The sequence below is a fragment of the Microcoleus sp. ARI1-B5 genome, assembly GCF_036705795.1.
Taxonomy (GTDB): Bacteria; Cyanobacteriota; Cyanobacteriia; order Cyanobacteriales; family Microcoleaceae; genus Microcoleus.
Genome location: NZ_JAUBVK010000002.1, coordinates 529,766 through 554,807, shown reverse-complemented (window position 1 = coordinate 554,807; position 25,042 = coordinate 529,766). Strand labels below are relative to the sequence as shown.

The 25,042-nt window shown below is 46.9% G+C and carries 25 protein-coding genes; 7 read left to right on the top strand and 18 right to left on the bottom strand.

Going from position 1 to position 25,042, the window contains the following annotated elements; genetic code table 11:
- Positions 1-295: 295 nt before the first annotated feature.
- The 4 genes from QUB63_RS05220 to QUB63_RS05205 all read right to left on the bottom strand — a co-directional run bounded on the left by QUB63_RS05220 (position 296) and on the right by QUB63_RS05205 (position 5,464).
- Positions 296-2,452 (bottom strand): restriction endonuclease, encoded by a 2,157-nt coding sequence (locus QUB63_RS05220; protein WP_332943730.1) that lies wholly within the window; start codon positions 2,450-2,452, stop codon positions 296-298.
- 185 nt (positions 2,453-2,637) lie between these two features.
- Positions 2,638-3,405: a YebC/PmpR family DNA-binding transcriptional regulator gene (locus QUB63_RS05215; protein WP_332943729.1), complete on the bottom strand. Its 768-nt coding sequence runs from the start codon at positions 3,403-3,405 to the stop codon at positions 2,638-2,640.
- A gap of 115 nt (positions 3,406-3,520) precedes the next feature.
- The gene (locus tag QUB63_RS05210; protein WP_332943728.1) at positions 3,521-4,159 is read right to left on the bottom strand and encodes a histidine phosphatase family protein; all 639 of its coding nucleotides are present in this window, start codon (positions 4,157-4,159) and stop codon (positions 3,521-3,523) included.
- Between the two features lie 174 nt (positions 4,160-4,333).
- Positions 4,334-5,464, bottom strand: a complete 1,131-nt coding sequence (locus tag QUB63_RS05205) for an endonuclease NucS domain-containing protein (RefSeq protein WP_332943727.1) — start codon at positions 5,462-5,464, stop codon at positions 4,334-4,336.
- Positions 5,465-5,646: 182 nt separating this feature from the next.
- Between QUB63_RS05205 and QUB63_RS05200 the strand changes: the two genes are divergently transcribed.
- Positions 5,647-6,000, top strand: a complete 354-nt coding sequence (locus tag QUB63_RS05200) for a DUF4864 domain-containing protein (RefSeq protein WP_332943726.1) — start codon at positions 5,647-5,649, stop codon at positions 5,998-6,000.
- A gap of 16 nt (positions 6,001-6,016) precedes the next feature.
- On the opposite strand, the gene QUB63_RS05195 is transcribed toward QUB63_RS05200, so the two are convergent.
- Entirely contained in the window at positions 6,017-6,712 is a 696-nt protein-coding gene (locus QUB63_RS05195; protein ID WP_332943725.1) for a class I SAM-dependent methyltransferase, read from the bottom strand.
- Between the two features lie 321 nt (positions 6,713-7,033).
- Between QUB63_RS05195 and QUB63_RS05190 the strand changes: the two genes are divergently transcribed.
- Positions 7,034-8,881 carry a polysaccharide biosynthesis/export family protein gene (locus QUB63_RS05190; RefSeq protein WP_332943724.1) on the top strand — a complete coding sequence of 616 codons (1,848 nt, stop codon included), beginning with the start codon at positions 7,034-7,036 and terminating at the stop codon, positions 8,879-8,881.
- Positions 8,882-9,213: 332 nt separating this feature from the next.
- Here QUB63_RS05190 and QUB63_RS05185 read toward each other — a convergent pair whose 3' ends face one another.
- Positions 9,214-9,948 carry an SGNH/GDSL hydrolase family protein gene (locus QUB63_RS05185; RefSeq protein WP_332943723.1) on the bottom strand — a complete coding sequence of 245 codons (735 nt, stop codon included), beginning with the start codon at positions 9,946-9,948 and terminating at the stop codon, positions 9,214-9,216.
- Between the two features lie 209 nt (positions 9,949-10,157).
- On the opposite strand from QUB63_RS05185, the gene QUB63_RS05180 reads away from it, so the two are divergent.
- On the top strand, positions 10,158-10,412 hold the full coding sequence (locus QUB63_RS05180) for a polymorphic toxin type 24 domain-containing protein (RefSeq protein WP_332943722.1): 255 nt from the start codon (positions 10,158-10,160) through the stop codon (positions 10,410-10,412).
- Positions 10,413-10,417: 5 nt separating this feature from the next.
- Positions 10,418-10,876 carry a hypothetical protein gene (locus QUB63_RS05175; RefSeq protein WP_293179639.1) on the top strand — a complete coding sequence of 153 codons (459 nt, stop codon included), beginning with the start codon at positions 10,418-10,420 and terminating at the stop codon, positions 10,874-10,876.
- On the opposite strand, the gene larE is transcribed toward QUB63_RS05175, so the two are convergent.
- The 5 genes from larE to fraC form a co-directional block, all read right to left on the bottom strand.
- Positions 10,877-11,704, bottom strand: coding sequence for an ATP-dependent sacrificial sulfur transferase LarE (gene larE / locus QUB63_RS05170; protein ID WP_332943721.1), 828 nt, complete (start codon positions 11,702-11,704; stop codon positions 10,877-10,879).
- A 136-nt stretch (positions 11,705-11,840) separates the two neighbouring features.
- The gene (locus QUB63_RS05165) at positions 11,841-12,641 is read right to left on the bottom strand and encodes a Uma2 family endonuclease (protein WP_332943720.1); all 801 of its coding nucleotides are present in this window, start codon (positions 12,639-12,641) and stop codon (positions 11,841-11,843) included.
- Positions 12,642-12,829: 188 nt separating this feature from the next.
- On the bottom strand, positions 12,830-13,603 hold the full coding sequence (locus tag QUB63_RS05160; protein ID WP_332943719.1) for an ABC transporter permease: 774 nt from the start codon (positions 13,601-13,603) through the stop codon (positions 12,830-12,832).
- 486 nt (positions 13,604-14,089) lie between these two features.
- On the bottom strand, positions 14,090-15,088 hold the full coding sequence (locus tag QUB63_RS05155) for a DUF5357 family protein (RefSeq protein WP_332943718.1): 999 nt from the start codon (positions 15,086-15,088) through the stop codon (positions 14,090-14,092).
- 5 nt (positions 15,089-15,093) lie between these two features.
- Positions 15,094-15,615: a filament integrity protein FraC gene (fraC, locus tag QUB63_RS05150; RefSeq protein ID WP_332943717.1), complete on the bottom strand. Its 522-nt coding sequence runs from the start codon at positions 15,613-15,615 to the stop codon at positions 15,094-15,096.
- A 230-nt stretch (positions 15,616-15,845) separates the two neighbouring features.
- On the opposite strand from fraC, the gene QUB63_RS05145 reads away from it, so the two are divergent.
- Positions 15,846-16,979, top strand: a complete 1,134-nt coding sequence (locus QUB63_RS05145; RefSeq protein WP_332943716.1) for a cob(I)yrinic acid a,c-diamide adenosyltransferase — start codon at positions 15,846-15,848, stop codon at positions 16,977-16,979.
- Between the two features lie 456 nt (positions 16,980-17,435).
- Entirely contained in the window at positions 17,436-19,439 is a 2,004-nt protein-coding gene (locus QUB63_RS05140; RefSeq protein WP_332943715.1) for a calcium-binding protein, read from the top strand.
- A 582-nt stretch (positions 19,440-20,021) separates the two neighbouring features.
- Here QUB63_RS05140 and QUB63_RS05135 read toward each other — a convergent pair.
- The 4 genes from QUB63_RS05135 to petN form a co-directional block, all read right to left on the bottom strand.
- Positions 20,022-20,210 carry a CsbD family protein gene (locus tag QUB63_RS05135; RefSeq protein WP_332943714.1) on the bottom strand — a complete coding sequence of 63 codons (189 nt, stop codon included), beginning with the start codon at positions 20,208-20,210 and terminating at the stop codon, positions 20,022-20,024.
- Between the two features lie 91 nt (positions 20,211-20,301).
- A complete protein-coding gene (locus tag QUB63_RS05130) occupies positions 20,302-20,538 on the bottom strand; it encodes a DUF167 domain-containing protein (RefSeq protein WP_332943713.1) in 237 nt (78 codons plus the stop codon).
- A gap of 236 nt (positions 20,539-20,774) precedes the next feature.
- Positions 20,775-21,377 (bottom strand): DJ-1/PfpI family protein, encoded by a 603-nt coding sequence (locus tag QUB63_RS05125; RefSeq protein ID WP_332943712.1) that lies wholly within the window; start codon positions 21,375-21,377, stop codon positions 20,775-20,777.
- Between the two features lie 240 nt (positions 21,378-21,617).
- Positions 21,618-21,707, bottom strand: coding sequence for a cytochrome b6-f complex subunit PetN (petN, locus tag QUB63_RS05120; RefSeq protein ID WP_071883976.1), 90 nt, complete (start codon positions 21,705-21,707; stop codon positions 21,618-21,620).
- 82 nt (positions 21,708-21,789) lie between these two features.
- On the opposite strand from petN, the gene QUB63_RS05115 reads away from it, so the two are divergent.
- Positions 21,790-22,266, top strand: a complete 477-nt coding sequence (locus QUB63_RS05115; protein ID WP_332943711.1) for a hypothetical protein — start codon at positions 21,790-21,792, stop codon at positions 22,264-22,266.
- A 138-nt stretch (positions 22,267-22,404) separates the two neighbouring features.
- On the opposite strand, the gene QUB63_RS05110 is transcribed toward QUB63_RS05115, so the two are convergent.
- The 3 genes from QUB63_RS05110 to bioB form a co-directional block, all read right to left on the bottom strand.
- Complete coding sequence (locus tag QUB63_RS05110; RefSeq protein ID WP_332943710.1) at positions 22,405-23,079, bottom strand: SDR family oxidoreductase; 675 nt, start codon at positions 23,077-23,079, stop codon at positions 22,405-22,407.
- Between the two features lie 157 nt (positions 23,080-23,236).
- The gene (locus tag QUB63_RS05105; RefSeq protein WP_332943709.1) at positions 23,237-23,848 is read right to left on the bottom strand and encodes a class I SAM-dependent methyltransferase; all 612 of its coding nucleotides are present in this window, start codon (positions 23,846-23,848) and stop codon (positions 23,237-23,239) included.
- 146 nt (positions 23,849-23,994) lie between these two features.
- Positions 23,995-25,038 (bottom strand): biotin synthase BioB, encoded by a 1,044-nt coding sequence (gene bioB, locus QUB63_RS05100; RefSeq protein ID WP_332943708.1) that lies wholly within the window; start codon positions 25,036-25,038, stop codon positions 23,995-23,997.
- Positions 25,039-25,042 lie beyond the last annotated feature (4 nt).

Sequence of the window (25,042 nt, the reverse complement as noted above, 5' to 3'; positions counted from 1 at the left end):
CGCCAGCACTAGAAGAGAACGCTTAAGAAACTTAAACCGCTAAGTCTTGCTAGGTTTACCTAGATTTTTAAAAGCGGCGAAGGAAATATTAAAGGATAAATACACTTTTTAGAGGCGCGGCGCCATTCAAGTTAAGGGCAAGGGATACATGGTTACTTATTTGCTGACAGGCCGCAAATAATGCCAAGACACAGGGGTAGTCAGAAACCGGGTTTTTTTCCAAAATACTTCGTTACTGCCCGCAGATTGAGAAAAAACCCGGTTATGAAGCCTTTATGCGTAAATCCTAGAGCCGTTATTTTTTAGCTCGAACAACTAAATCAATTAACTGTTCTCGTCCCCAGAGTTGTACCCCATTCGCTTGAGCCAGTTTATGAGCATTTGCTGTAAACTCGCTGTTCGTAATCGCGATCGCATCCTGAGCCGCGTAATACTTAACAGCACTAACAACTTCTTGCACGGCGGAAGTTCCCACTTTTCCTTGATAGCGTTTTGCCTGGATAACAGTTTTCTTGCCCGCTTTAGAGAGAATCAAATCCGCACCAAAATCCCCCGTTTTGGGTGTCATTGCGACCCCATAACCGAGATTGCGGAAACAGCAGGCTAAAAATTCCTCAAACTCTTCTCCCGTCATGCGATCGACCCGATCGATTAAATATCCAATTTCTGGCACTTCTAATTGCGTAGAACCTGCTAAAATCTGCTTAAATTTTTTCAGCAGAATTGCACTCAATTTAGGAGAGGGAGCATCTGAAGATAAGGGGGGAGCTTGTGATTCAGTATCTATTAAATTCGCAATCTTTGGCACGTCTAATCGCCCAGCAACTTTTATGATTTTTTGGAAATTTTGCAGCATATTTGAACTCAACTTATTAGGAGAAGGAGAATCAGAAGATAAAGAGGGAGTTTCTGATGCAGCTTGAACTTTAGTTTGTGCTTCAGTGGGTGCCGATACCGCATCCTCGATCGAAGTTTGCTGGGCTTGCTTTTGGGCTTGCTTTCTTTTGCTCAAAACAGCCCGTTGAATTGTCAGCAAAATTTTTCCCTCTTGTTGATTAATTTCACCGTCAGCCTCGACGATCTCAGTGCATCGCTTTAAAAGTGGTTCGGCAAAGTCAAGTTCGAGTTGTTCGAGTAAAATATCCAACTTAGGAAGCAATTTAGACTTATTTTGCACAGATTCAATCTCAGCTAAAGTCCTGGGATTTAAATTAGCTGCTTGTAATTCCGGTAATAATTCATCCCATCGGGTGAATTTTTTGCTGGCATAGACGACATACACCAAAATCCAATCCATCACTGTTTCTTGTGCGATCGCTTTCTCTAAATATTGCTCACTTTCCGCTTGCAATACCTCTTGTAAATCTTCGAGCTTGGTTTCGATTTCCGAGGAATCGAGATGCGCTTCATAAAACCGACAAGCACCGTATCCCATCACGTAAATCATTGCCGCACTGGCGCTAGCATTAATTACCGCACCCGCCAAGGGAATATTGCTGACAAGCGTAACTCCAGCTTCGATCGCTAAATTGCTACCCAAGGATAAACCGAAAATAGCGACAACTTCTGCTTTGCGATCGCTCGATCGCAAATCCATGCCATAGGCGGCAGCAATTTGATAAACCAACTCGGCAGATAACGCCGTCATTGCCGCTAAATCCATGCCAGCCAACGCCAAAGCCACGCCGGGAACTAAACTGCTAGCCAAGCCAGTTCCTGCAGCTAGCAAGGCTTTTTCCACCATCAAGTGATGTGCAATCTCTTTGGGTTTCTCGTGAGGATATTGGCGCTGTAACTCTCGAACTTGCGCCTCGGCATTTACGACATCAACAGCATCTATAGCATTAACTAACCAGTCGATTTTGAACTTTTGGGTCAGTTTTTTCAGGATAGGACTCTGGGAAATAAAAACTAGGGATGAACCCAAAAAATTGGGAACTTGCATTGCTGCACTTCCAGCACTCGCCGCTGCATTCCCCACCGCACTCGCGGTATTAACAAAAATCGCACTTCCAGCACTCGCCGCTGCATTCCCCACCGCACTCGCCGTATCAACGATCGCACTTCCAGCAGTGCCGGCGGCATTCCCCACCGCACTCGCCGTATCAACGATCGCACTTCCAGCACTCGCCGCCGCACTCCCCACCGCACTCGCCGCCACATTCCCCACCGCACTCGCCGTATCAAAAATCGCACTTCCAGCACTGCCGGCTGCATTCCCCACCGCACTCGCCGTATCAACAATCGCACTTCCAGCACTCGCCGCAGCACTCCCCACCGCACTCGCGCTTGCAGAGACCGCTCCGAACACGGAACCGAACCAATTGGATGTATCCTCTGGTTTAGCCTGCACATTCGATTTGGATCGATCGTTAGTTTCTGCTACTTCCGTTACTGACGGAACTTGTTCTGAGTCGGTGCTGTCTGTTTTGATTTCGTTGTTATCTGGCATGGGTTTATACCATTTATAAAAAAGGTTGCTACCAGAAAAATATTAGGTTTGTTTCCTGGGTTCTTGAAAATAACAGGTGCGTCGCTATTAGATTGTCGCTTTTTTTTGATGTCGATGGATCCGCACCCTACGATTTTTGCTAGTCATGGATGCGGACTAAAGTCCTCACTACAAACCTAGGGATTTTAAATCATAATCGAAGACATCAATTCATCGGTCATTTCAAAATTTCCTGTCACGCTTTGCACGTCGTCTAAATCTTCCAGCGCGTCCATCAGTTTGACGAGCGATCGAGCTTTTTCAGGAGTATCTATTTCTACTGTATTGCTGGGAATCCAGCGACTTTCCGACTGCAAAACTGTAAAACCTTGTTGTTTCAAAACATCAGCCAACTTTTCCAAATTAGGCACACTTGTAAATACCTCTGCACCTTCAGTATCCTCATCAATTAATATCAAATCATAAGATTCCGCAGCCGCTTCTAGCGACGCTTCAAACAATTGTTCTTCATCAATCGGGCCGCGTACCGTACAAACCCCTTTGTGGTCAAACATCCAGCCCACACAACCAGTTTCGCCCAAATTGCCGCCATTTTTACTAAAAGCTTCTCGCAACTCAGCCGCCGTGCGGTTGCGGTTGTCTGTCAGCGCTTCAATCAGAATCGCAACTCCGCCAACGCCGTAACCTTCGTAGCGAATAGCTTCTAATTCCGAACTCCCCCCAGCTAAACCGGCACCTTTGGCGATCGCCCTTTCTATGTTTTCATTAGGAATATCAGCCGCCTTGGCTTTTTCAATAGCCGTCCGCAGTTGAAAATTGCCAGCGGGATCGGGAACTCCGCTGCGCGCCGCGACAATTATTTCGCGAGATATTCTCGCAAAAACCTTGCCTTTAACGGCATCAACTCTAGCTTTTTGGCGTTTAATATTCGCCCATTTACTGTGTCCAGCCATACCGATTTAAGATTTTCGATTTAAAATGTGCGATCGAGATCGAATAAACGTAGGGTGCGTACTGCGCACCTTACACACATAGCATAAAATGCGATTTTTTGCACGAATCTCAACTTTAATTAAAGCGGACAACGGTTTCAGTGTCCGTGAGGTGAGAAGTATCGCCATTAAGTGCGATCGACCATCCTGCATCTTGCCGCACCACTTTCACCAAACAGCACAAAGAAGCGTTAATTTCCGTTTCAGCACAGCCCGCAAGCCCGATCGCAGTTCCGATAACCGACGCACCGTGACCTACTAATAACATATCCTCTGGAAACTCAGCAGCTAGGCGTTTAGCAGTTTCCCCCGCCCTTTTGAGACAAGCTTCCCCGGTTTCGGGATAATTAGGAATACCGCCTTTGTAGTTCGGGTCAATCCTCGGAAAACGCCTGCACAAAGCTTCGACGGACTCAGTTTCTGGCATTTCTGGCATCCATTCCGGATTCAGCCATTCGCACAGTCCCCACTCTAGTTTAATTGACAAATCGAGAGCTTCGGCCGCGTGATTTGCCGTTTGGACAGTTCGCAGAAAAGGGGAAGCAAAAATGTGAGAAATTCCTTCACCTTTGAGGCGATTGGCGAGTTGTTTGGCTTGAACGTGACCGTCTTCGGAAAGGTGGGGGTCATAGGGGCGTTCTGCTGTGAGAAACCAGTCGGGGTTAACGAAGTCGATGCGGTTTCCGTGTCGTGCGATCCAGACTGTTTGCGGCATGAGTTGGTTTGAGTTTTGCTTCTAGGTGTAATATTATATCAAAGTTTGTTAATTTGATTTGTTGCGAAGCTATTGATGATATTTTTTTTTACCGCAGATGCACGCAGATAGACGCAGATGGATGGTGGATTGGGTAAGGGATGATGGGGTGCGATCGTATTTGTTAATTCTCCCTTAGAGTTTTACCAATCTTGATTCTAAAGCTAAATTAACTATTCTTTCTAAAGAAGTGGATTCGTCAATTTTTCCAATGATATTAAAATAGTATGTTATGGACATCGCTAATGGCGAACCGTGACGGTAGTTTCGTCCATACTTGCTCACATAAAATGCCAAATTTTTGATAACATAATTGTCTCTGTATACTGGATCATTCACAAACCTCTCCCTGGCACCTAATGCCCTATAGGAGGTATCAGGCATTAACTTAGCTGAAGGAGAAACCAGACCCAGCTTGTACTCATCCTCATTAATCATTATGCCAATTCCCTTCCGAATATAACCTGTATCTGTGACTATTTCCCAATTCGTCCAAATTCTCATTCTAGCTAGGATTTTATTATTGTTGTATCCTCTGGGAAGTGGGAGCCATAAAAACATTGCAGGGCTATTTCGTCTGGCATCAAATCTAAATTCAGCAATCAATTTATTTTTTCCTAGACCATACTTAATACTACTAGAGTCAGTAAGTTCCTTGACCCGTCTATCACAGCCTAGAATCTGTCGGCGAACGCTCAAAACTCCTTCGCGTTCAGTTTCATTACATTGCTTGATAAATTTTAAAAGCAACCTTGGAGGTTCAGATAGAGTTTCGTTGCTGTATTGTTCTCGATATGTAATCTCTACTCGTGCAATATGTTCGGCATCTACATCTTTCAAGTGTAAATATAATTTTTCCCCGTCAGGAACGATCGCAAATTGCAAAAACTGAAAAAATAGCCCGTGATACTTCCTGTCTGTAAAATTATCCCTGTGAAATTTGGGCGAAATTGCTATTAAGCGAACCGGTTGAGCGTAATCCACGCGCTCGGCAAAAGGTTTGTGTTCCAACAAAGCATCGTAATAACGGGTTAACTGCTGAACGACATATCTATCTTCGCCGTTTTTCAACTCAAGCACAACTAACCGTTTATTCTCGTCCACCGCTATAATATCGCATCTTTGCTCGTTGACAGTGAATTGCCGCTTGATGACTGTCAAACCGAGCAAAATTTGCAAGTGAACTTCGACAAAATCCTCTAACGCTTCTTCATTTGCAAATTCCCATCCCGATCCTGTTTTTCTCAATGCGGCGCTGCTGAGCATTTTGACAAGTCTTAAAGTCTTTAACCAATTTTACCACTAATGTCTGTAGTGCGCCGGGGGTTTAAATAAACCCCGATCGCCCTGACAGCTTCCCAGCCATCCCGCCACAAAATCGCCTTTAAGTGGGAGCGCTATAATAGTAACTATTCGACACTCCCATCTCTTGACAAGTTATTAAAAATATGCTCATCAGTGAAAGCGATCGCGCTACCATTCGCTCAGTCGTAGAACAGCAACTGCAAGCATTTCAAAAAGACGATGCTGCTGGGGCTTTTGCCTTCGCCAGTCCCGGAATTCAGCAGCAGTTTGTCACAGCAGAAAACTTTATGCACATGGTAAAAATTGCCTATGAAGCTGTCTACCGTCCGCGATCGGTATTATTTGAAAACCTCGCCACTGTAGAAGGAATTCCCGCTCAGCCGGTGCTGTTGCTGGACTCGGAAGGCATCCCCATCAGAGCCATTTATCTCATGGAAAAACAGTTTGATAATAGTTGGCGAATTAATGGCTGTTATTTGGTTTCCCTACCAGAATAATAAGTTATCCTTACTTTTATGCTGAGCTTTTTTTGCTAATTCGCACCATCTTATTGCCGCCTTTTTGAAACTCATAAGGAGCCTCTTGAACTTGCACACGAAAACTTCTCTTTTTCAATTCGGCAATCACCGGGTTTAAGTGCTCGGATTCCTCCCCGCTAAAACTCTGCAACAGCGGAAATACCCGCACTTCCTTCGCAACCCGACACATTTCTGTAATTGCTTGCAGATGAAATTCTTCCGAAAGCAGGTGAGAATAAGCAAATAAGAAATGGCTGCACAAAGCTAAATCGAACTGGCCGTTCTCGAAGGGCAAAACAGGCAGCTCAGCAGTCATGTAGCGGCCTTGCTCAAAGCCAGAGGGAAAATCTGCTAAAAATTCCTGCATCGCCTTCATGCGCACTTCGCCTAACTGGTAAGGCGATTCAAAACTGTTCCACAGGTAGCCGTCTACATTTGCCTTAACGCCGTCAATCACAGTTTGATATGTTTCTTGGATGCGATCGCCAATTTCCACCGCCGTAAACTGATACACTGGATCGCAAGAAATCACCTTGTTACCTTGGCGAGTCATTTCGGCATTAAAACTCGCCGGGCCGCCCGCACAATCAAGAATTGCTAGCTTGAGGTCACTTGATGTCAAGCTAAACATTCCTATGTATTCATCCAAGCAGCGTCCCCAGGGAATTACTTTATCCAATTTTAGTGACACTTGTCTTTGTCCCGCAGAGAGAATTATTTAATATTTTACCTCAAATCAGGGCATTTTTTGTATCCCCTTTCTTGGGCGGGTTGATTTGTATGCCGAGTTGTGTATGAAAAACAATAGTCAAACGAAATCATCATCCAGAGAACCGCGAGTCAGGTTTACACTGTCTTTATAAATAAGGTACTTGATTGCCGCAGAAATTTTATGATTCCACCTGTGGATTTTGCAGCGCAGCGAGGCTACACTAGACAGAACGGAAAATAAACTAAAATTAACTAGCTAAATTAGTCTCGTTCATTGGCAGGCTGCAACCAGGAAAGAAACATGAAACATACCGTTCAAACCGCTACAAGTCTGAGTTTGTCAGCACTCCTGGTGCTGAGCAGTTCGCTGCCCAGTATAGCTCAGTTGCCTGCCATCAGAAATCCTGCACCCGCTAGGAACCCAAACCTGCCGAGAGTACCGCCGCCGCCACCTGCGGGTTCGAGTTTGCCGCCTGTAGGCAATTCTGGTTCGCTGGTACAAGAAGCGGCTTATACTTTAGGCCCGGGCGATCGCATTGCTTTAGATATTTTCGGCGTCCCAGAATTCAGCAAAGAATATCAAGTATTAGTTGACGGGACGCTCAATTTGCCAATTATTCGCAGCGTCTCAATTCAAGGGTTGACGCTGCAACAAGCCGCTACCGTCATTACCAAGCGATACGAACCCTTCATCAATGTTCCCGTTGTCACCGTGACTCTGATTGTTGCTCGCCCCCTAAATATAGGTGTTGCCGGTGAAGTTACTCGCCCCGGTTCCTACAAAATTAATGCCAGCAGAGAAGGAACCGGAGGAGGAGTAAAATTCCCAACTTTGATGGAAATGCTGCAACTTGCAAAAGGGGTGACACCAGCAGGAGATATGCGAAACGTCCAAATTCGCCGTCCCCGCACAGGTGGGCCAGAGCAAGTTATTACTATTAATTTGCAGGATTTTTTAGACACGGGAAATTTGCGCCAAGATGTCACGATCCGAGATGGAGATACAATTTTTGTACCGACAGCAAGTGCCCTGAATACTCAAGAAGTCCGTCAAAGAGCCAGTGCTAATTTTTCCGCTGATATTACTAAACCAATTGGCGTGGTAATTGTCGGGGAAGTGAACCGGCCGGGGCCTTATACTGTATTTGCTTCGGATGTGCGATCGACCAACCAACAAACAGAGTTGAGTTTTGTATCTATCGACCAACAGCAAGGAGCCGTTGTGGGGCTACCAACGATAACAAGAGCACTCAAAATTGCCGGCGGTATCACAACAGAAGCTGACATTCGCCGCGTGCAAATCCGCCGCCGAGTCAGAGGCGGTAACGAACAAACTATCTTCGTAAATCTGTGGGATTTGCTGCAAAAAGGCGACTCGACTCAAGATATTTTGCTGCAAGAAGGAGATAGCGTGATTATCCCGACGGCATCTAATGTAGACTTAGCTGAAGTTTCTCAACTCGGAAGTACGAGTTTCTCTCCAAACGCGATTAGCATCAATATTGTGGGGGAAGTGATCAGGCCGGGAGCTTTGCTGGTTAAACCTAGTACATCCCTGCACCAAGCTTTGCTCACCGCCGGTAGTTTCAATCAATTGCGGGCTAAAAAAGACAAGGTGGAACTGCTGCGTTTGAACCCCAACGGTACTGTTACTCGCCGCACTATCGAGGTGGATTTTGCTCAAGGGTTGAATCCTAATAATAACCCAACTCTCCGCAACAACGATGTGATTCTCGTAGCGCGATCGGGCTATACTAGGGTAGCAGACAATATTGCAACTTTCTTGCAGCCGATCACAGGAGTTGCAGGTGGAATCAGCAGCGTTAGCGGTGTTTTTACTGGGTTTCAAACAACTATCAACGCTTTTCAGAACTTATTTTTGGGAGGAGATTTCGAGCGGCGAAATCAACTCAGACAGATTAGATTACAGAATCAAGACAGACAGCGGCAGATCGATCTTCAAAATCAGCAGCAGAATCTTCAGCAGCAGCAATTTGAACTTCAAAGACAGCAGCAAGAGCAGAATTATCAAATTCAGCTCCGGCAACTTGAACTCCAAAGGAAGCAGCAGGAAGACCAGCTTCAACTTCAGCGAGACCAACTGAAGCTGCAACAAATGCAGCCACAAACTACGACAACTACTCCTTAATATCATCTTGGGTAAAATAACTTCAGTTTGTCAACTTTGGAGTAGCGGTAGGGTGCATCAGAAGAATGATATTCTCAATCGTTAGCTCCCAATCTCAAAATTGACGCACAATTTATTCCGGGCGTGCGTCACTTTTGAGATTGTGAATTTTGCCGGGAAATCTCCCGCGCTGACGCACCCTACAACTACTCCTTGATGTCATATTCGGTAAAATAACCTCAGTTTGCCAACTTTTGAGGACTAAAGTCCTTACTAAAAAACAGTTTGATTGCGGTTTTTTATTTTAAAGTACGCAAATCAACTCCGCACCTGCCGACTTTAAAAGTAATAACTCAAACAGATTTTTTATCAAAAAAATTGCGCGTTGTTAAAGGAGAATTCAAAATATTTAACAAAACTTTTCTGTATATATCTAAACCTTTGGCATTGAGGTGAACGCCATCTATTGTTAAATCTGCATTCAGAGCTTGTTCCTTAAACAAGGCTTGTATGCCGCGAGATTCCACAGGAACATTTTCGGCGGCGGCTACTCGATTGATGAGAACATTGATTTCGTCAACTCTAGCAATTGTTCCGGCAAATTTAGGGTTGTAGCTGGCGGCAAGAGTTGAGTAAAAAGCAGGAATCAGAACAATCTTTTTTGTTCCGAGCGATCGCATAATTGCGATCGCCTCTTTCAAATTGCTGACAAACTGCTCGTCGCTAATCCCGTACATAGCATCATTTGTGCCGATCGCCACAATCGATTTTTCGCAGGTAAACCGCTGTGGCACTACAAGTTTAAGCTGTTCTAGCAGCGAAACTGAACTCATGCCACCGAGCGCAAAATTAAAGTTTTCCGTTCCCAAAGAATCGCCCAGGGCCGAGGAAATAGAATCGCCCCACACGCAACCTTGATATTGCCGGTCTTTAATTTGCTGCACCTGATTGTACACCGAAACTTGCCACCACAGTGCAGAGCTAACTGTATCCCCCGAAGGTTGCGGGTTAGCTAATACCCGAAACGGGATGTACGCGCACAACAACAAACCCAAGGCGGCGGAGATTAATTTAAATTTAAATTTCATAAAACTTGCTGCTACTATTGCTGCTACTTTAGTTTATGCTATTGCTTTAATTCACGGGCGATGTCACGAATATTGTTGCCCAGATTATTCACCCATACATATATCAAACTGAGGTCGTAAAGTAATTTAGGACTTATATATGTCTAAACCAGTGGACTGGACAGTTGGCATCCCCGCTAGCACCCTTATAGCCGTCGGAACCCAGGTAAGTGGCAGATTTCCTCTCTTCTGGAGCAAGTGCCCAAAACTTACTCTACCGCATGGATGGCAAGAACATTACCAGCTATATCGTCTACGATGACAGTGGACGGGCAATTAAGCGAGTAGACTTGACAGGAAGGGCTCATGCAAATGTGCCGACACCTCACGCCGTTGAATACAAACACAACCAAAACTCAGCAGGAGACATTTACGTGCAAGCTGAGAAAACAGTTAGGCCAGCTAGATTGGATGAAATACCCTAGAAATTATGTTCATCAAACAAATATCCTTGAATGCAGATAAACTAATCGATTTCCAGCAATGGAAAAAAGCCAACGGCGATGATTTTTCACTCTGGGATTATCTTTTTGGATCTGCTAATATTGAAATTGCCATAGCTTTCACAAAACTATTCTGGCCAGATTTTGTCGAACATGAAGGCGGCATCTTTTTGTCCGAAGCCTTTAACAGTCAAATCTACGAACAGTGGAAAATCGAGCTAGGGAATGATGTCGCTGCAATTGAGCAGGTGATGAACCACCAGCACGTTGATGACATTCTCCCCGGTGCCCAAAACGCTAGCAGTGACAATTTATTGTATTTGGGACAAGCATTAGCTCAGATGTGGGAAAGTCGCCTAAAATCGCTTTATCCTCAGCGCCGTTTTCAAGTTAAATGCGATCGGGACGAACACACGGTTGTAGTGACATTTTTTCAAGATAATTAATCAACCCTTCGCCCCCAACAATTCAGGTTGTAAAACCTGATTTAATTTCCCACTGCGAAACCCCTCCAAATCCAAAGTCGCGTACACAAAACCCAACTCCTGGAACACCGCCACCAAAGCAGGCAAATCCGCATTTAATACAAACTCTTGAATCTCCTGGGCCGGCAATTCAATTCGCGCCGTATCTCCATCCGATCGCACGCGCAGATTTTTCAGTCCCAACTGCCGCAAATACCGTTCGGCGCGCCCCACTCTTTGCAACTTTGCAACGGTGATTTCTTCGCCGTAAGGAAAGCGCGAACTCAAACAAGGTTGAGCCGGTTTATCCCACCAAGGCAAACCCAATTCTTTTGCCAACTGCCGCACTTCAAATTTAGTCATGCCGACTTCTGCTAAAGGCGATCGCGCGCCCCGTTCCTTTGCAGCCTGAATCCCCGGGCGGTAATCCTTCAAATCGTCAGCATTCACCCCATCCACCACATAAGGATAACCCTTTGCGAGTGCTAGCGGTTTCAAAGTATCGTGCAGTTCGCTTTTGCAGAAATAGCAGCGGTTAACCGGGTTAGAAGTGTAATTGGGATTTGCCATTTCCTGAGTTTTTACTTCCTCGTGGGCGATGCCAATTTCTGCTGCTTGAATGCGCGCATCTTCCAAATCTTCTGGTAATAGAGACGGGGAAACAGCCGTCACGGCCAAAGCGCGATCGCCCAACACGTCAAAAGCGATTTTTGCCACCAAAGTGCTGTCTATTCCGCCGGAGTAGGCAATCAGCGCCCGTTCCACCTGCGCGAAAATATCTTTTAATTCTTCGAGTTTTTTCACTAACATAATTTTAACTTTTTGTGACAAACAGATAAGTAATAAAGCAGAATGAAGAAAGCAAATCGCGATCGGTTTCCCTTCTTCCTTCTTCCGACTTCCATCGGACTTCTTCCGACTTCCGACTTCCATCGGACTTCTAATGCTATTCTGGATCGATACCGAGGGCTGCCAATCGGGCCAAAAGTTCTTGATTTCGCTGTCTTTCCTGTTCCAGCAGCGTTTGGGCTAACTCCCGATCTTGCTGTGCGCGATCGGCCCGCTGGCGTTCATCTTCTGCCCGCTGGCGTTCATTTTCTGCCCTTTCTTCCGGCCACAAAAGCAACTCGCCCGCCGCATTCCACCAGCGCAGCCAATATCCCGTTCTATCTTCGCGAGTTCCCTGCCAAACTCCCAAAAATAGCTCTAATCCAGGTATCAAATAACGCCCGTTTTCATCGGGACTTTGATTTTCGTAACGCCCGGACTCTAGCATATAAACTTCTATGATGCCTGTAGTCGGTCGAAAAATGACATAGCGGGGAACTTGAATTACTTGTTCGTAAAAAAACCATTTGCCGATTTCTTCTGTATGTTCGACAGAGTATTCCGCGCCGTAAGTAGCTGAGAGAAATTCCATCACTACAAAAGGGATTGTGCCTTCGGTATGAGGCGTGTAGCTGCGGCGGGGATAGCTGTGAGGCCAAGGCTGCACAGGTTTCACGTACATCCAGTCTGGGGCTTTGCAAATAGTGCGATCGTCAATTGCAGCGCACAAAGCAAAATTAGTAACTGCGAGTGCATCCTGCATTAGTTCTGAATCAGCAAGTACAGACTGGCGCAAACCGCTAGCAATTAAAGGATGTTCTATATTATCCACGGGGTCATCTGGTAGAATAAAATCATCGGGAAGCAGCGGCCAGGTAATTTTTAGCTGCGATATCGGTTTGTGAATTACAGCAGTCATAAGTCACCTCATTTTACCAATAAAAGTTTGAGTTTTAGTCGAGATTGCCGAGCGATAACCTTGTCTATATCTTAGCGCGCTAATTCGACCATAAAATTCGTTTGATCGTGAGGACTTTAGTCCTCCAAATCCGAGGACTAAAGTCCGATGCTGCGAACCATTGCCCCGGGCGGTGCCGAATGCGCGTTTTAAAATTCCCGGCGGGAAAATATGCCGATCGCAATTGACAGCAGCAGCACCACATACAGCAAACCGTAGCCAGCATCTGTAATCAAACCCGCCAAGTAAGGAACTTGTCCGTAAACAGCATCGTTTCTCAAATTGAACCGGGCTAAATCCGGCAAAACCAGATAAAGTCCCATCATCAATTGTTCAATGCCAGGATTTTTAGTTAACTTGCCCAAAGCCACTAAATCCCGCGTCGAATGTCCCATCAAATAAACGCCAAATGTCAGTAAAGTTGCCAGCAGCGAACTGGTAAAAACCCCAAATAACATCCCGACAGCGGCCATGAGACACAGCTCAAACCACACGAAAAGCGACGCGATTAAAATGCTGCCTAAAGGGTAAGGAATGCGACTCAAACTCAGAATCGCCAGATACATAACAGTCATTGCTGCGACAAGCACCAATAGCACCGCCGACAGCCCCAAGTGCTTGCCCACAATTAACTCAGCGCGGCTTATCGGTTTGGCAACTAACAGGTAAACAGTCCGCTTTTCAATTTCTTTGTTGACCAGTCCGGTAGCCACAAAGACTGTGACAATGATACCGAGGATGCTCATAGCAGCCAAGCCGATATCTAAGATAATTTTCTTTTCGGTTGTCGCCGCCAATTCCGGTATCAACCGTACCGAGGCTCCCATCAACAGAGCAAAAATAATAATTAAGTAAAGGATGCGATCGCGAATTACTTCCCAAAATACATTAGTCGCGACTGTCAAGATTCTTCTCAAATTCATTTAGTTATTAATCCACTGGAAACTTTCGCCATACTTTAGTTTAAGTCAAGCGTGAAGTCGGAAGAAGGAATTCGTCAAGCGTGAAGTCGTCCCATGGAAGTCGGAAGATTTTCCTCGCTCTCCGGCTCTCGGAAGCATCTTGGCGGAAAGTAAAAAGCGTTTTTTAGGAGTGCGAGCTTAAGAGCTCGCTTGCCGCCGAATATACAATAGCGAGCGTCCCGCTCACACTCCGGCTCTTCCCCTCTCTCACTCTCCCCCATCTCCCCATCTCCCCCTCCTGACAGGTGTAGGTTTTTCCCTTGTAAAAACCAGCAAATCTAGACAGTGCAACAGTTTTAGGCTTTTGCCTCTTAAAATTTCAAACTCTTATGGGATAAGGCTTTTACCAAAAAACCTACATCTCCCCATCGGACCGTCTCCCCCGATCCCCATCAGACCATCTCCCACACTCCCACTCGGACAGTCTCCTAACGGTGAGAGACAGGCTCAAACTTGACTGTCTCCCGCAGTTCCATCTTTTTTCAGTCCGGGTTTAGAGCGTTTGATAGCGTCGCAGGTTACAGTCGCCCTATTGCCTGTATCGAACACCTCGCAAGATTTGGTAAACGAATATATTTCGGGTCTAAAAACCAGCCCCAGCCAAGTTGCCTGCATCTGTAACTGATAGCGTGACTCTCCTTGAACGATCGAAGTTTTGACCTCCCAGCTCGCATCTTCTGGGACTACCCCAATTGTTGTTAACGCTTGATTTTTCAGGAAAAATCGCTCGTTGTCAATATCGATTAACATTTGTTCTACCTGCGCCCACGGTTTTGTGCGGGCTTCATTTTGCAGGTATCGCTCCATTGCATTCAGGATGACAACTCCTCGGGAGCGATTAATTGTGGGCTGTTGAAATGTCACCACATAATCGCTTTGCCTCAAATCCTGCGATAAAACGCTGGGATATTTTTCTATCCAACCTTGAATTAAAAAGTGAAATGCAAACCAACAGGAAAACAGCAGGTGAATTAGGGTAATCATCAAAAACTGAGGGCGCAACAACGACCTGAGACCTTCCCGTTTTGATTCGCTATTCCAAATCTCTATTGTAGCCAGAACTACTACTGCTATAATTGGGCCGGATATCCATGCTATTTCCTTCCTGTCCGACGGCAATCTTACCAGCAACCACAAGCCAATTAACATGCTTGTCACCCACGGACTCAGACTTACTCCTTTAATCACAAAAGGTTGCTGGCTGGTTAGCAAACCCATTGAAAGTGTAAAAAATAACCAGCTCATATCAAACATCAGAGTTCTCGTCGGCCAGTCAGTGACTGCCGCCACCGACAGCAAAGCTAAAAAGATGCTGAGCAGTAAAGGCGTCTTCCAGTGGACAACTTTAGGGGGAATCAGTGCCTTTTGGAATTTTTTATTGGTTTCCCAAAGGTTGTTCGTCAGCTTAGTGAGTTGCTGAGTGACATCCAAAAATTGTTTCATCATAGATTTCAATTATTGACGCTTTGCAAAAACAACACGGTTAAAATAACGCAATTGCTAACAGTGTGGGCGATGAAAACAGCACCAAACTGGGTAGTTACTTGAAAAGTCTTTTTGGGAGGACGGCGGCTGAGGGTTGGAGGTCCTATAAACTGAGGTTTGGAAGCTTTTTTATTGCCGGAAACCAAGTTTCCTATGAATTCTAATCCCTGCCATTTTGCTAGAAAAGTTACTGCTAATAGCAAGACAGCTATCGTAGTTATGGTCGGGTAAACATTCGGTCCTCCGCCTAATAAAATATAACCGATTAGCTGTTCCCGCAAAGATGAGGAAAGCACGCTTTCAAGGCCGAAGAAAACTAACCAGCCTACGCAAGTGCAAGAGAGATTGAGGATGGCTGTATATTCAACGCTGGTTTTGGGGCCGAGTTTAAGCAGTTTTTGCAGAAACCACGATTCGATCGCGATCGCCAAAAACATAATTAAAATTTGCACCAAAACAGTCCGAAAAGGGAAAACATTAGCAATCATAAGGATTCAGGTATATAAGCCTGTGTTAGATTTTAATTGTACATCACAGGCGGAATAATCAAGAGCCGCAGGTCAGGGCCCCTAATCGGACTCGATCGCCGCTAGCAAAGATTGGGAACCCAGAGTGTATCGTATAATCTTTTGAGATCGGCCAACAGAAGGGAAATATTCAACATTCAACGGGCGCGATCGAATACCCACCCCGAGACAGACTCAAATAACTGCTGATTATGGTAAGGAATGGCATTGGTATTCGGACAGCCTCATCCCGTTCGGAACGCGCCGCAGGTCAGATTCACGTCTACGACGGCGCAGGTAAAGGCAAGTCTCAGGCAGCTTTGGGAGTAGTGTTGCGCTCGATCGGGCTGGGTATCAATTCAGACTCGCCCACGCGAGTTTTGTTGCTGCGATTTCTCAAAGGCCCCGGCCGCTCCTACGACGAAGACGGGGCAATAGAAGCTTTGCAGCGGGCATTTCCGCACTTGATCGACCAAGTGCGCACCGGCAGAGCCGAATATTTTGGGGCCGAAGCAATCACCCGCTTCGATCGCACAGAAGCTGTGCGGGGCTGGGATATCGCCAAAGGAGCGATCGCCAGCGAACTCTATTCCGTCGTGGTTCTAGACGAACTAAACCCCGTATTGGACTTGGGTTTGCTGCCAGTGGACGAAGTAGTCAAAACCCTCAAAAACAAACCAGAATATTTAGAAGTAATCGCCACAGGCCGAGCAGCCCCCGAAGGTTTGCTGGAAATTGCCGACTTGCACTCAGAAATGAAGCCGCACCACCACCCCGCAGCCGCAGAACACAACATTTCGGGTATTGAAATATACACCGGAGCGGGCAAAGGCAAGTCTACGAGCGCATTGGGCAAAGCTTTGCAGGCAATAGGTAGGGGTATCGGCCAAGACCAATCTCACCGCGTGTTAATTGTGCAGTGGCTTAAAGGCGGCACCGGTTATACAGAAGATGCGGCGATCGCAGCATTGCGGCAAAGCTACCCGCAGCTAGTAGACCACCAGCGGTGCGGCCGGGATGCTATAGTTTGGCGGGGACAACAGCAAGAGTTAGACTGCATCGAGGCAGAACGCGGCTGGGAAATCGCCAAAACGGCGATCGCCAGCGGCTGGTATAAAACGATCGTTCTCGACGAACTCAATCCCACAGTAGACTTAGAACTGCTGCCGGTGGAGCCGATCGTCGAAGCGCTGCTGCGCAAGCCCCGCGATACAGAAATAATTATCACCGGGCGCTGCCACAAACCCCATGCTTACTTTGACTTAGCAAGCGTACACTCGGAGGTATACTGTCACAAACACTACGGCGATCGGGGCGTAGAACTAAAGCGGGGCGTAGACTTTTAGACCCCCCAGCGGTGCGGAGTTGGCTCCGAGCCAGAATTATTTAAAGACGGCCCTGCCTGGGAAACCGGAAATTGCCAGAAAGCCTTGTAACCAAGTAACCAATCTCTCACTTTTCATTGTCTGGCGATCGGCCTTTTTAATCTTTAATTTCCTCCCCCGGACGCGATCCCCGAGCGCGAATCCAGAATGGAACATTCAGAATATGAGCCGCGTCTCAAGAAAGCGTGAGCACCTGAGACAGTGCAAAAGGATTATTAAAGGGTGAAGACATTGAAAATAAAAGCTTACAAGCAAAAAGTCCGCGAGGGAGAAAGTCTAGACAGGGTTAGCGCCAGTAGGCTAGACTTGCGGCTGGCAAACAGGTTAAACTACAGCGGCATCCAAACATTCGGTGTTCTAGGCAGTGTCTGTAGTCGCACAAGCGATGACCAACAAGAAGTAGAGGAGTGAAGCTGTATGACAACGTTAACTGACAATTCAGATCAAACTAATTTAAACACTCCGGGACTGGGCCCGGATACAATCTTTGCCGGAGCGGGGGCGGATTTAGTTACAACTTCTACCCTCGGCGGCAGTTTAATATTTGGCCAAGGCGATAACGATACTCTGATTTCCGTCGGCCCGAACGATACCCTATACGGTGGCAACGACGAAGATTCATTAGTAGGCCAGCGCGAGCGGGTTTTGATGTTTGGCGATGCAGGCAGTGACACCGTAATCGCTCAAAGCCGGAATTCGTCACTGTACGGCGGTGCGGGAGATGACTTGCTCCAAGGTACAGTCGATGGCAACCTCATGTTTGGTAATGAGGGCAGCGATACGATCCTCGGAGGCGCCCTCGGAAGAGACTCGCTCTACGGCGGCAAGGACAATGACTCCCTCGGCTTCTTCATCTCCGGCGGCGGCAACAACCTCGGTCTTGGTATCGGCGGCAGCGCCGGTGGCAATCAAGGCAGCAACTACTTGCGCGGAGACTTGGGCGACGACTACGCTGTAGGTATCAATCAAAAAGATACTCTGTTCGGCGGTAAAGGCAACGACACACTGATCGGTGTGGCCAGCAACAGCTATCTGTCCGGCGACGTTGACAACGATACTTTAGTCATTCGCAACACTAGCCAGCCGAACCAGTTTACTCCAGGCAGCTTCGTCACCATTGGCATTGAGAAAACCACCTTGCTCGGCGGTGCCGGCAACGATTCTCTAGTTGGCGGTATCGCCGAGTTTGGCGCCGGCAAAAACTTGTTTGACGGCGGCGACGGCAACGACACGATCGCGGTTTTTGCTACGCAGGATACCGCGCTCGGAGGTGCAGGCGACGACTTCATCACGTCAGGAACGACGGTGAATGTAACTTTGAGCGGAGGTGCCCAGAGTTCATTTGGAGGCTTCGCGGGTCGGAACTTGCTCGACGGCGGCGATGGCAGCGACACGATCGTTGCAGCTTTTGCGAGTGATAGCATGATCGGCGGCACAGGCAATGACAGCTTGAGCGGCATCTTTAATCAAGCCTTCGGTGGAGATGGCAACGATACGATCAATGCCACTACTTTTAATGTTGTCGGTACTATTCCTACGCAGGTTACTCTCGACGGCGGCCTGGGTGACGATTTGTTAATTGGCAACACCAGCACTAATCTTGCTACCACCGGCACCGTCACCAACTTCATGAACGGTGGTGAAGGGAATGACACGATCGTGTTTGGCAGCAGGCGCGATAGATTGGTTGGCTCCTTTGCTGGTAACGACTTCATCTCCTACGCCAGCAGTGTCAACTTTACCGGTGCCACAGCGCCAAACGTCATTACCGATAACTTAGGCAGCAACTTCATCATTGGCGCCAACGGCACTGATGTCATCACTACGGGTGCTGGCGACGACATACTGTTCGGCGGCCCCAGCATTCTTCCTACCGGATCGACATCTGACGGGGACGACACCTTAAACGCCGGCGGCGGAAACGACACGCTGTTGGGCGGCTTTGGGAACGACTATTTGATCGGAGGAGACGGCAACGACTCTCTCGGCGGCGGGCCCGGTGCAGACACGCTGATTGGCGGCGCGGGCAATGACAGCTTCTACTACAACAACTTCGGCGAGGGCGTCACGCTCGACTCCATCACCGGCGCGCCGGCGGGTACCAGCCCAGACCAAATCGGTGATTTTGAAGTCGGCAAAGACAAGTTGGTATTGAGTTACGATTCGTTCCTCTTACCACCATTTAACAATAGTCTGCCAAATCGACCTGCTGGTAAGGCGTTCTTATCGCTCGAAACAGGGACTTACAACAACGATCTGAGTCCGGCAGGGGCGACTCCAGGGCAACCCGTCCTCGTTTACGAAGGTGCCACCGGTCGCTTGCTGTACGACAAAGACGGTGCTGGGGGCCAAGCAGCAATTCAACTGGCACTGCTGAACGGCCAACCAGCCTTGACTGCGACTGATATTGTGCTGATTTAATTTAGGTGGAAGCGGGTGGGAGTCGGTTTGGAAAAAGCCGTAGCGTAGCGGGGCTCCATCCATCGCCCGCGCCAACTCTAAAAACTAATTGTGCTATGTTTCCAGCTAGGGATTGATATCCCTAGCTTTTTTATTGGCATGGGGAATTGGGAATTGGGTCGAAAAGTAGAATCTGTAGGGGCGGGTTCACCGAGGAATTTTCCCACCCACCAATAATCTTGATAAACCCGCCCCCACCCAACCAATAACCCTTATCAACCATCCCGTCCAACCGTTAAATTCAATTAATTCTGATTTTTTGGGTGGGTGGGGGCGGGTTTATGAGATAGTTAATTTTTGGCAGTTACGGTTGGTATAGCAGTTGACAGTTGACAGTTGACAGTTGACAGTTACAGAGTACGGGCATCAAACCGTTTATGCTGTGGGTTCTCATCTCCATTCATCAGGTTATTTATGCCCTCACGCCATGTGGCGGTTGCTATAAAACCCGCCCCTACATCATAAAAAAATCCCGCAAACTATCTGTTTGCGGGATTCAGTAGGCAGGAAACTTTTAGCGAATACTGTGACGAAGCAAAGTGACTAAGCTCGATCTACAATCTCTTTTGCTTTATCTTTGAGGTCTTCTTTCAGGTGCATTGCTGATGCTTCGTCCTGCTTGGCTTGACCTTCTAATTTATCTTTCCGATCGCCTGTAACTTCGCTCACAGCTTCTTGGATTTTGCCTTCAATATTCTTAGCTGTTGCTTCAACTCTATTTTCAATGTTCATTATTTTTTATTTTAACTCTACAACTACTAAGATAGGATTTTCTAGCTGAGTTTGAATCCGTCTTTAGACAGATTTGTGCTGAACTTTATTTCTAAGTTGCAGGTTCGATCGCAATTTCTACAAGTTTATGTTTGGAGGAAAAACCGGATTTAATGGCGATCGCAGATTTCGGCACTTTAAACTTTTTTGCCAACAGCACGATTAATTCTTGATTGGCTTTTCCATCGACAGGCGGCGATTTGAGATGTACTGTGAGGCTGCCGTCGGGTTGCTCTTCGATGCTTTGCTGTTTGGAATTAGGTTTAACTTTGACTGTGAAAATGGTCATAGTCAGAAGGAAGTTCGGCAACGGATTTTTTTACGGATTTAACGGATGGCCGTTCTGCCAACGAACAATGTACGGGATTTAACGGATTTAACAGATTGATTTTGAGGGAAGAATGAAGAAGGATGAATTACCTATTACCTATTACCTATTACCAATTACCAATCAGCAATTACCTATTACCAATTACCAATTACCAATTGCGTAGAAACTGGGTGGAATAAAGTAAGTCCGATCGTTCAAGAAACGGCGATTGTTTCTGAATGTTCGATTTTTGTCCCCAAAACTTTGAGAAATTCAGCCAGCCAGTTAGAATGGGCAGGCCACGCGGGGGCTGTGACTAAGTTGCCATCGACTACGGCTTCGGTAACGGGAACTTCGGTATATTTGCCGCCGGCCCGGAGTATGTCGGGGCTGCAAGCTGGGTATGCGGTGCAGCGTTTGCCTTCGATCGCGCCGGCGGCGGTGAGGACTTGCAAGCCGTGACAAATAGATGCGATCGGCTTTTTGTTATTGGCAAAGTAGCGGGTAATTTGCAGCACTTTTTGGTTGAGGCGGATGTATTCTGGGGCGCGTCCTCCGGGGATAATCAAAGCATCGTAATCGGCGGCGTTAATGTCGTCAAAAGTCGCGTTTAAAGTAAAGTTGTGACCGGGTTTTTCGCTGTAGGTTTGGTCGCCTTCAAAGTCGTGAATTGCAGTGCGAATTGTTTGGCCTGCTGCTTTGTCCGGGCAGACTGCATGGACGGTGTGACCTACCATTTGCAGTGCTTGGAAGGGAACCATTACTTCGTAGTCTTCTACAAAGTCGCCGACTAACATTAATATTTTTTTGGCTGTCATATTTGCAACTCCTGTTATTTTGATTTGGTTAAATAGCAATAGGCTTTAGATAAGGCTGATCCCCCCTAGCCCCCCTTTTTAAGGGGGGAACAAGAATTTGCTCAAAGTGGGTCTTTTTAAGGGGGATTTAGGGGGATATCCGAGGAATAAACAGTTTTAACCCAAGCGTATTTGGTTATATAGGATTTAAAAAAAAATGCGGGGCAGTTAAAAAGCCTGCCCCACGAGTTATTCTGGAATCTAGAAACCGTTGCGGCCCCAAATTACCATTGAAATTGAGAAGGAGAACAGAACTAGCACCGAAACCCAACCGAGCGACAAAATATCCATAGCTATTTATTGAACAAACTGTACAAAGTGACTTCAATGCTTATGATAAGTCAATTTGAGCCATTTTTGAAATGAGGGCGCTGTGAAGGATTCGTCAAATTTTAGTTTCGCTGAACGGGTAGAATCTTTGAAAGCAGGGAGTGTTGCTGCTTTGTCTTGTTTGCTTGGTTTTGGGACGATCGCCCTTGTTAACTTAATTCTGGCCCAGAGGTGGGATTCTCTGGCGAGTTTGCAGGTAAGGGGAATTGACCTAAATTTTGCCTTGAGAGGGGCGATCGCACTTTTGGGCGGTTTTTTGTTCGGCGTGACTTACCGCTACGCGATTCGCCGAGATACTAACCCGCAGCTTAAATCTGGCGTGGTGTTGGCTTTTGGGTTGGTGCGGGCTTTTGGACAGTTGGATGCTGGATTGTCTTTTGAGGCGGGGAAAATGCCCGCCCTACAGGAGTTGTTGCCGTTTGCGGTTGGCGGTGTTGAGAGTGTGGTATTGTTTGCGATCGCGGGTTTGGTTCTGGATTGGACGCTCGGGCGATCGTGGATTAAGCCTTTCGATTCTTGAGATTTGCCGTGTTCGTGGAGGCGGGTTTACGAGATGATTGGTCAAAGGCTGAGATTGTTGGTAAAACCCGCCCCTGGGAGTGGGGGCGGGTTTACGAGATGATTGGTCAAAGGCTGAGATTGTTGGTAAAACCCACCCCTACAGGTTTAATATCTCAAATTCTGGATTGCCGTAAACCATCTGTTTATCTACCGCCGACAAAACTTTATTGCTAGCAGCATCAGAAACTAAACACTGACAAACTAATTGCGCGACATCCGCCCGGTGAATCGTTCCCGCCACCCGACAATCTTCTGTTAACACACCGTTGCCCGTTGCAGGTTCCGACTTCAGTCCGCCCGGACGAATCACAGTATAAATCATCCCGCTTGCGATCAAATGATTTTCGGCTTTTTCCTTTTCAATTAACACCGGGCGCAAAGTTTCTAAAGCTTGCGGTGGCAAAGCGCCGGCAGTGTTACCGCTACCGATGGATGAAACTAAAATAAATTTTTGCACCCCTGCTTTGACAGCAGCATCAATCAAGTTTTTGTTGCCCAAATAATCGGCTCTTTCCCCATCTTTCGGCAAGCCGCCAACGGTGCTGATTGCAGCATGAATTGGTTCGCCACCAGCCATCGCAGCTTCCACAGCCGCAGCGTCCAAAGCATCGCCCGTCACGACTTTGATGCCCGTTGCTTCTAATTCGGTGCGGTTGGCGGGCGATCGCAAAAGTGCAGTTACTTGCATCTGTTGTGCTACGAGACATTTCGCGATTTCTAAGCCGACGCCTCGACTAGCACCTGCTAAAAAAATGTGGGATTTCTCTGTCATATTAATTTTGTTTTAATTGTGCAGAAATTGGTTTTCTTGACTGTGGATTATTATACAACAATCCTCGGTCAATTTTTGAATTAGTTTTTTTTTTACCGCAGAGGACGCAGAGGGCGCAAAGGAAGAGAGGGGAAAGATTCGCAATTTCCGATTTATATTAGATTTTTTTGCCTACCATTACTACCCAAGATTGAGCTTCGCGCGGTAAACCGGGAGGGCGATAGTAGTGGCTGACAATTGCAAATCCCGCTTGTTCCAAACAAGGCGCTAAAGTTTCATATTCCCATCCCGCAGTATAGCGTTTTCCCGTTGGCCGCTCGTCGTAACCTTCCCAATTTCCCCGGCACATTGACATGACAATTGCACCGTTAATAACTAAGGCTTTGTGCAAATCTTGCAGCACTTTCACCATCTCGTCGCTGGGTACGTGAATCAGGGAAGCATTGGCAAAAATACCGTCAAATTCTGCATTTGGCAAGTCTAGATTCAGGAAAGATTGCTGCAAAACTTCGCAGCCGGATAACTTTTTTGCTGTTTCTACAAAAGCCGGAGTTGCATCTAAGCCTACAACTGTGTGTCCTTGGCTCTTGAACGCTACTAAATCCCGTCCCGGGCCGCATCCTATATCGAGGATTTTACCGGGATTGCGGGGCATGGCAGCGGTCAGTGCATCGCGATTTTGGGATACGTCGTGATGCCATGTTCCTTCTCGGAAAGATTCGGCAGTTAGCTGGTATTCTGCGATCGTAATTTCTTCGCGTTTGTCCACAATTCCTCCTCTTGTATTATGTGAGATTGATTAATTCAGTCCTGGACGCAAAACCTATATATGTAGGGTGCGCTGCGGCGCACCTTACCGTTATTGGTTTGTACCGAGGACTTTAGTCCTAACTGCGTTAAAGCCCTGGACAATAGTTAAACAACCAGGGTTTTTTGGTTTGATTGGGTAACTGCTGAATCAACTTCTAAGAGAGAACCTTCGGGGGATTCGATCGCAAATCCCGCATCTCGAATCATGTCCCAATCAAGATTGGCGCTTTGTCCGGGAGTTGTGAGATAATCGCCCACAAAGATAGAATTAGCCGGGTAGAGTCCCAGAGGTTGCAGCGATCGCAAATGCACTTCTCGTCCCCCAGCAATCCGAATTTCTTGGCGGGGAAGCAAAAATCGGAACAAACAGAGAATTCGCAAACATTGGCGGGGAGTTAACCGATTCAAATCGGCAAATGGCGTTCCGGGAATCGGAATAAAAAAGTTGACCGGTACGCTAGTAACGCCCAATTTGCGCAGCGAAAGCGCTAAGTCGATCGCATCATCATCCGATTCGCCCATCCCCAAAATTCCGCCGGAACAAGTTGTGATTCCCGCTGCTTTGACGTTTTCCACTGTTTCTGTGCGATCGCCAAAAGTATGAGTCGTGCAAATCTCCGTGTGATATGATTCGGAAGTATTGAGATTGTGATTTACGCGATCGACTCCAGCTTTAGCCAAACGGTGAGTTTGCTCCTCGGTCAACAACCCCAAACAAGCGCAGATTTTGAGGTTATGATTTGCCTTGACGGTTTCTACAGCATCCAAAACGCGATCGAAAGTAGATGCGCTGGGTTGGCGACCGGAAATTACCAAACAAAACGTACCAGCTTTTAAATCTGCTGCGCGTTGGGCTGCATCCAGAATTTTCTCCTTAGCTAACAGCGGATACTTTTCTATTTCCGCAGTCGAAATTTTAGACTGAGAACAATAATGGCAATCTTCAGGACAAAGCCCGCTTTGAGCGTTTAACAAATAGTGCAGCCTGACGCGGTTTCCCCAGTAGTGGCGGCGCACCCGATAAGCTGCATTTAGTTGTTCCAGCAAAACCTCATCCGGCGCGCGCAATACAGCTAAAGATTGCTCGCGAGAGAGACATTTTCCCGCCAGCGAGTCATCAGCCAAATCGTTCCAATTGGGTAAATTCATTACT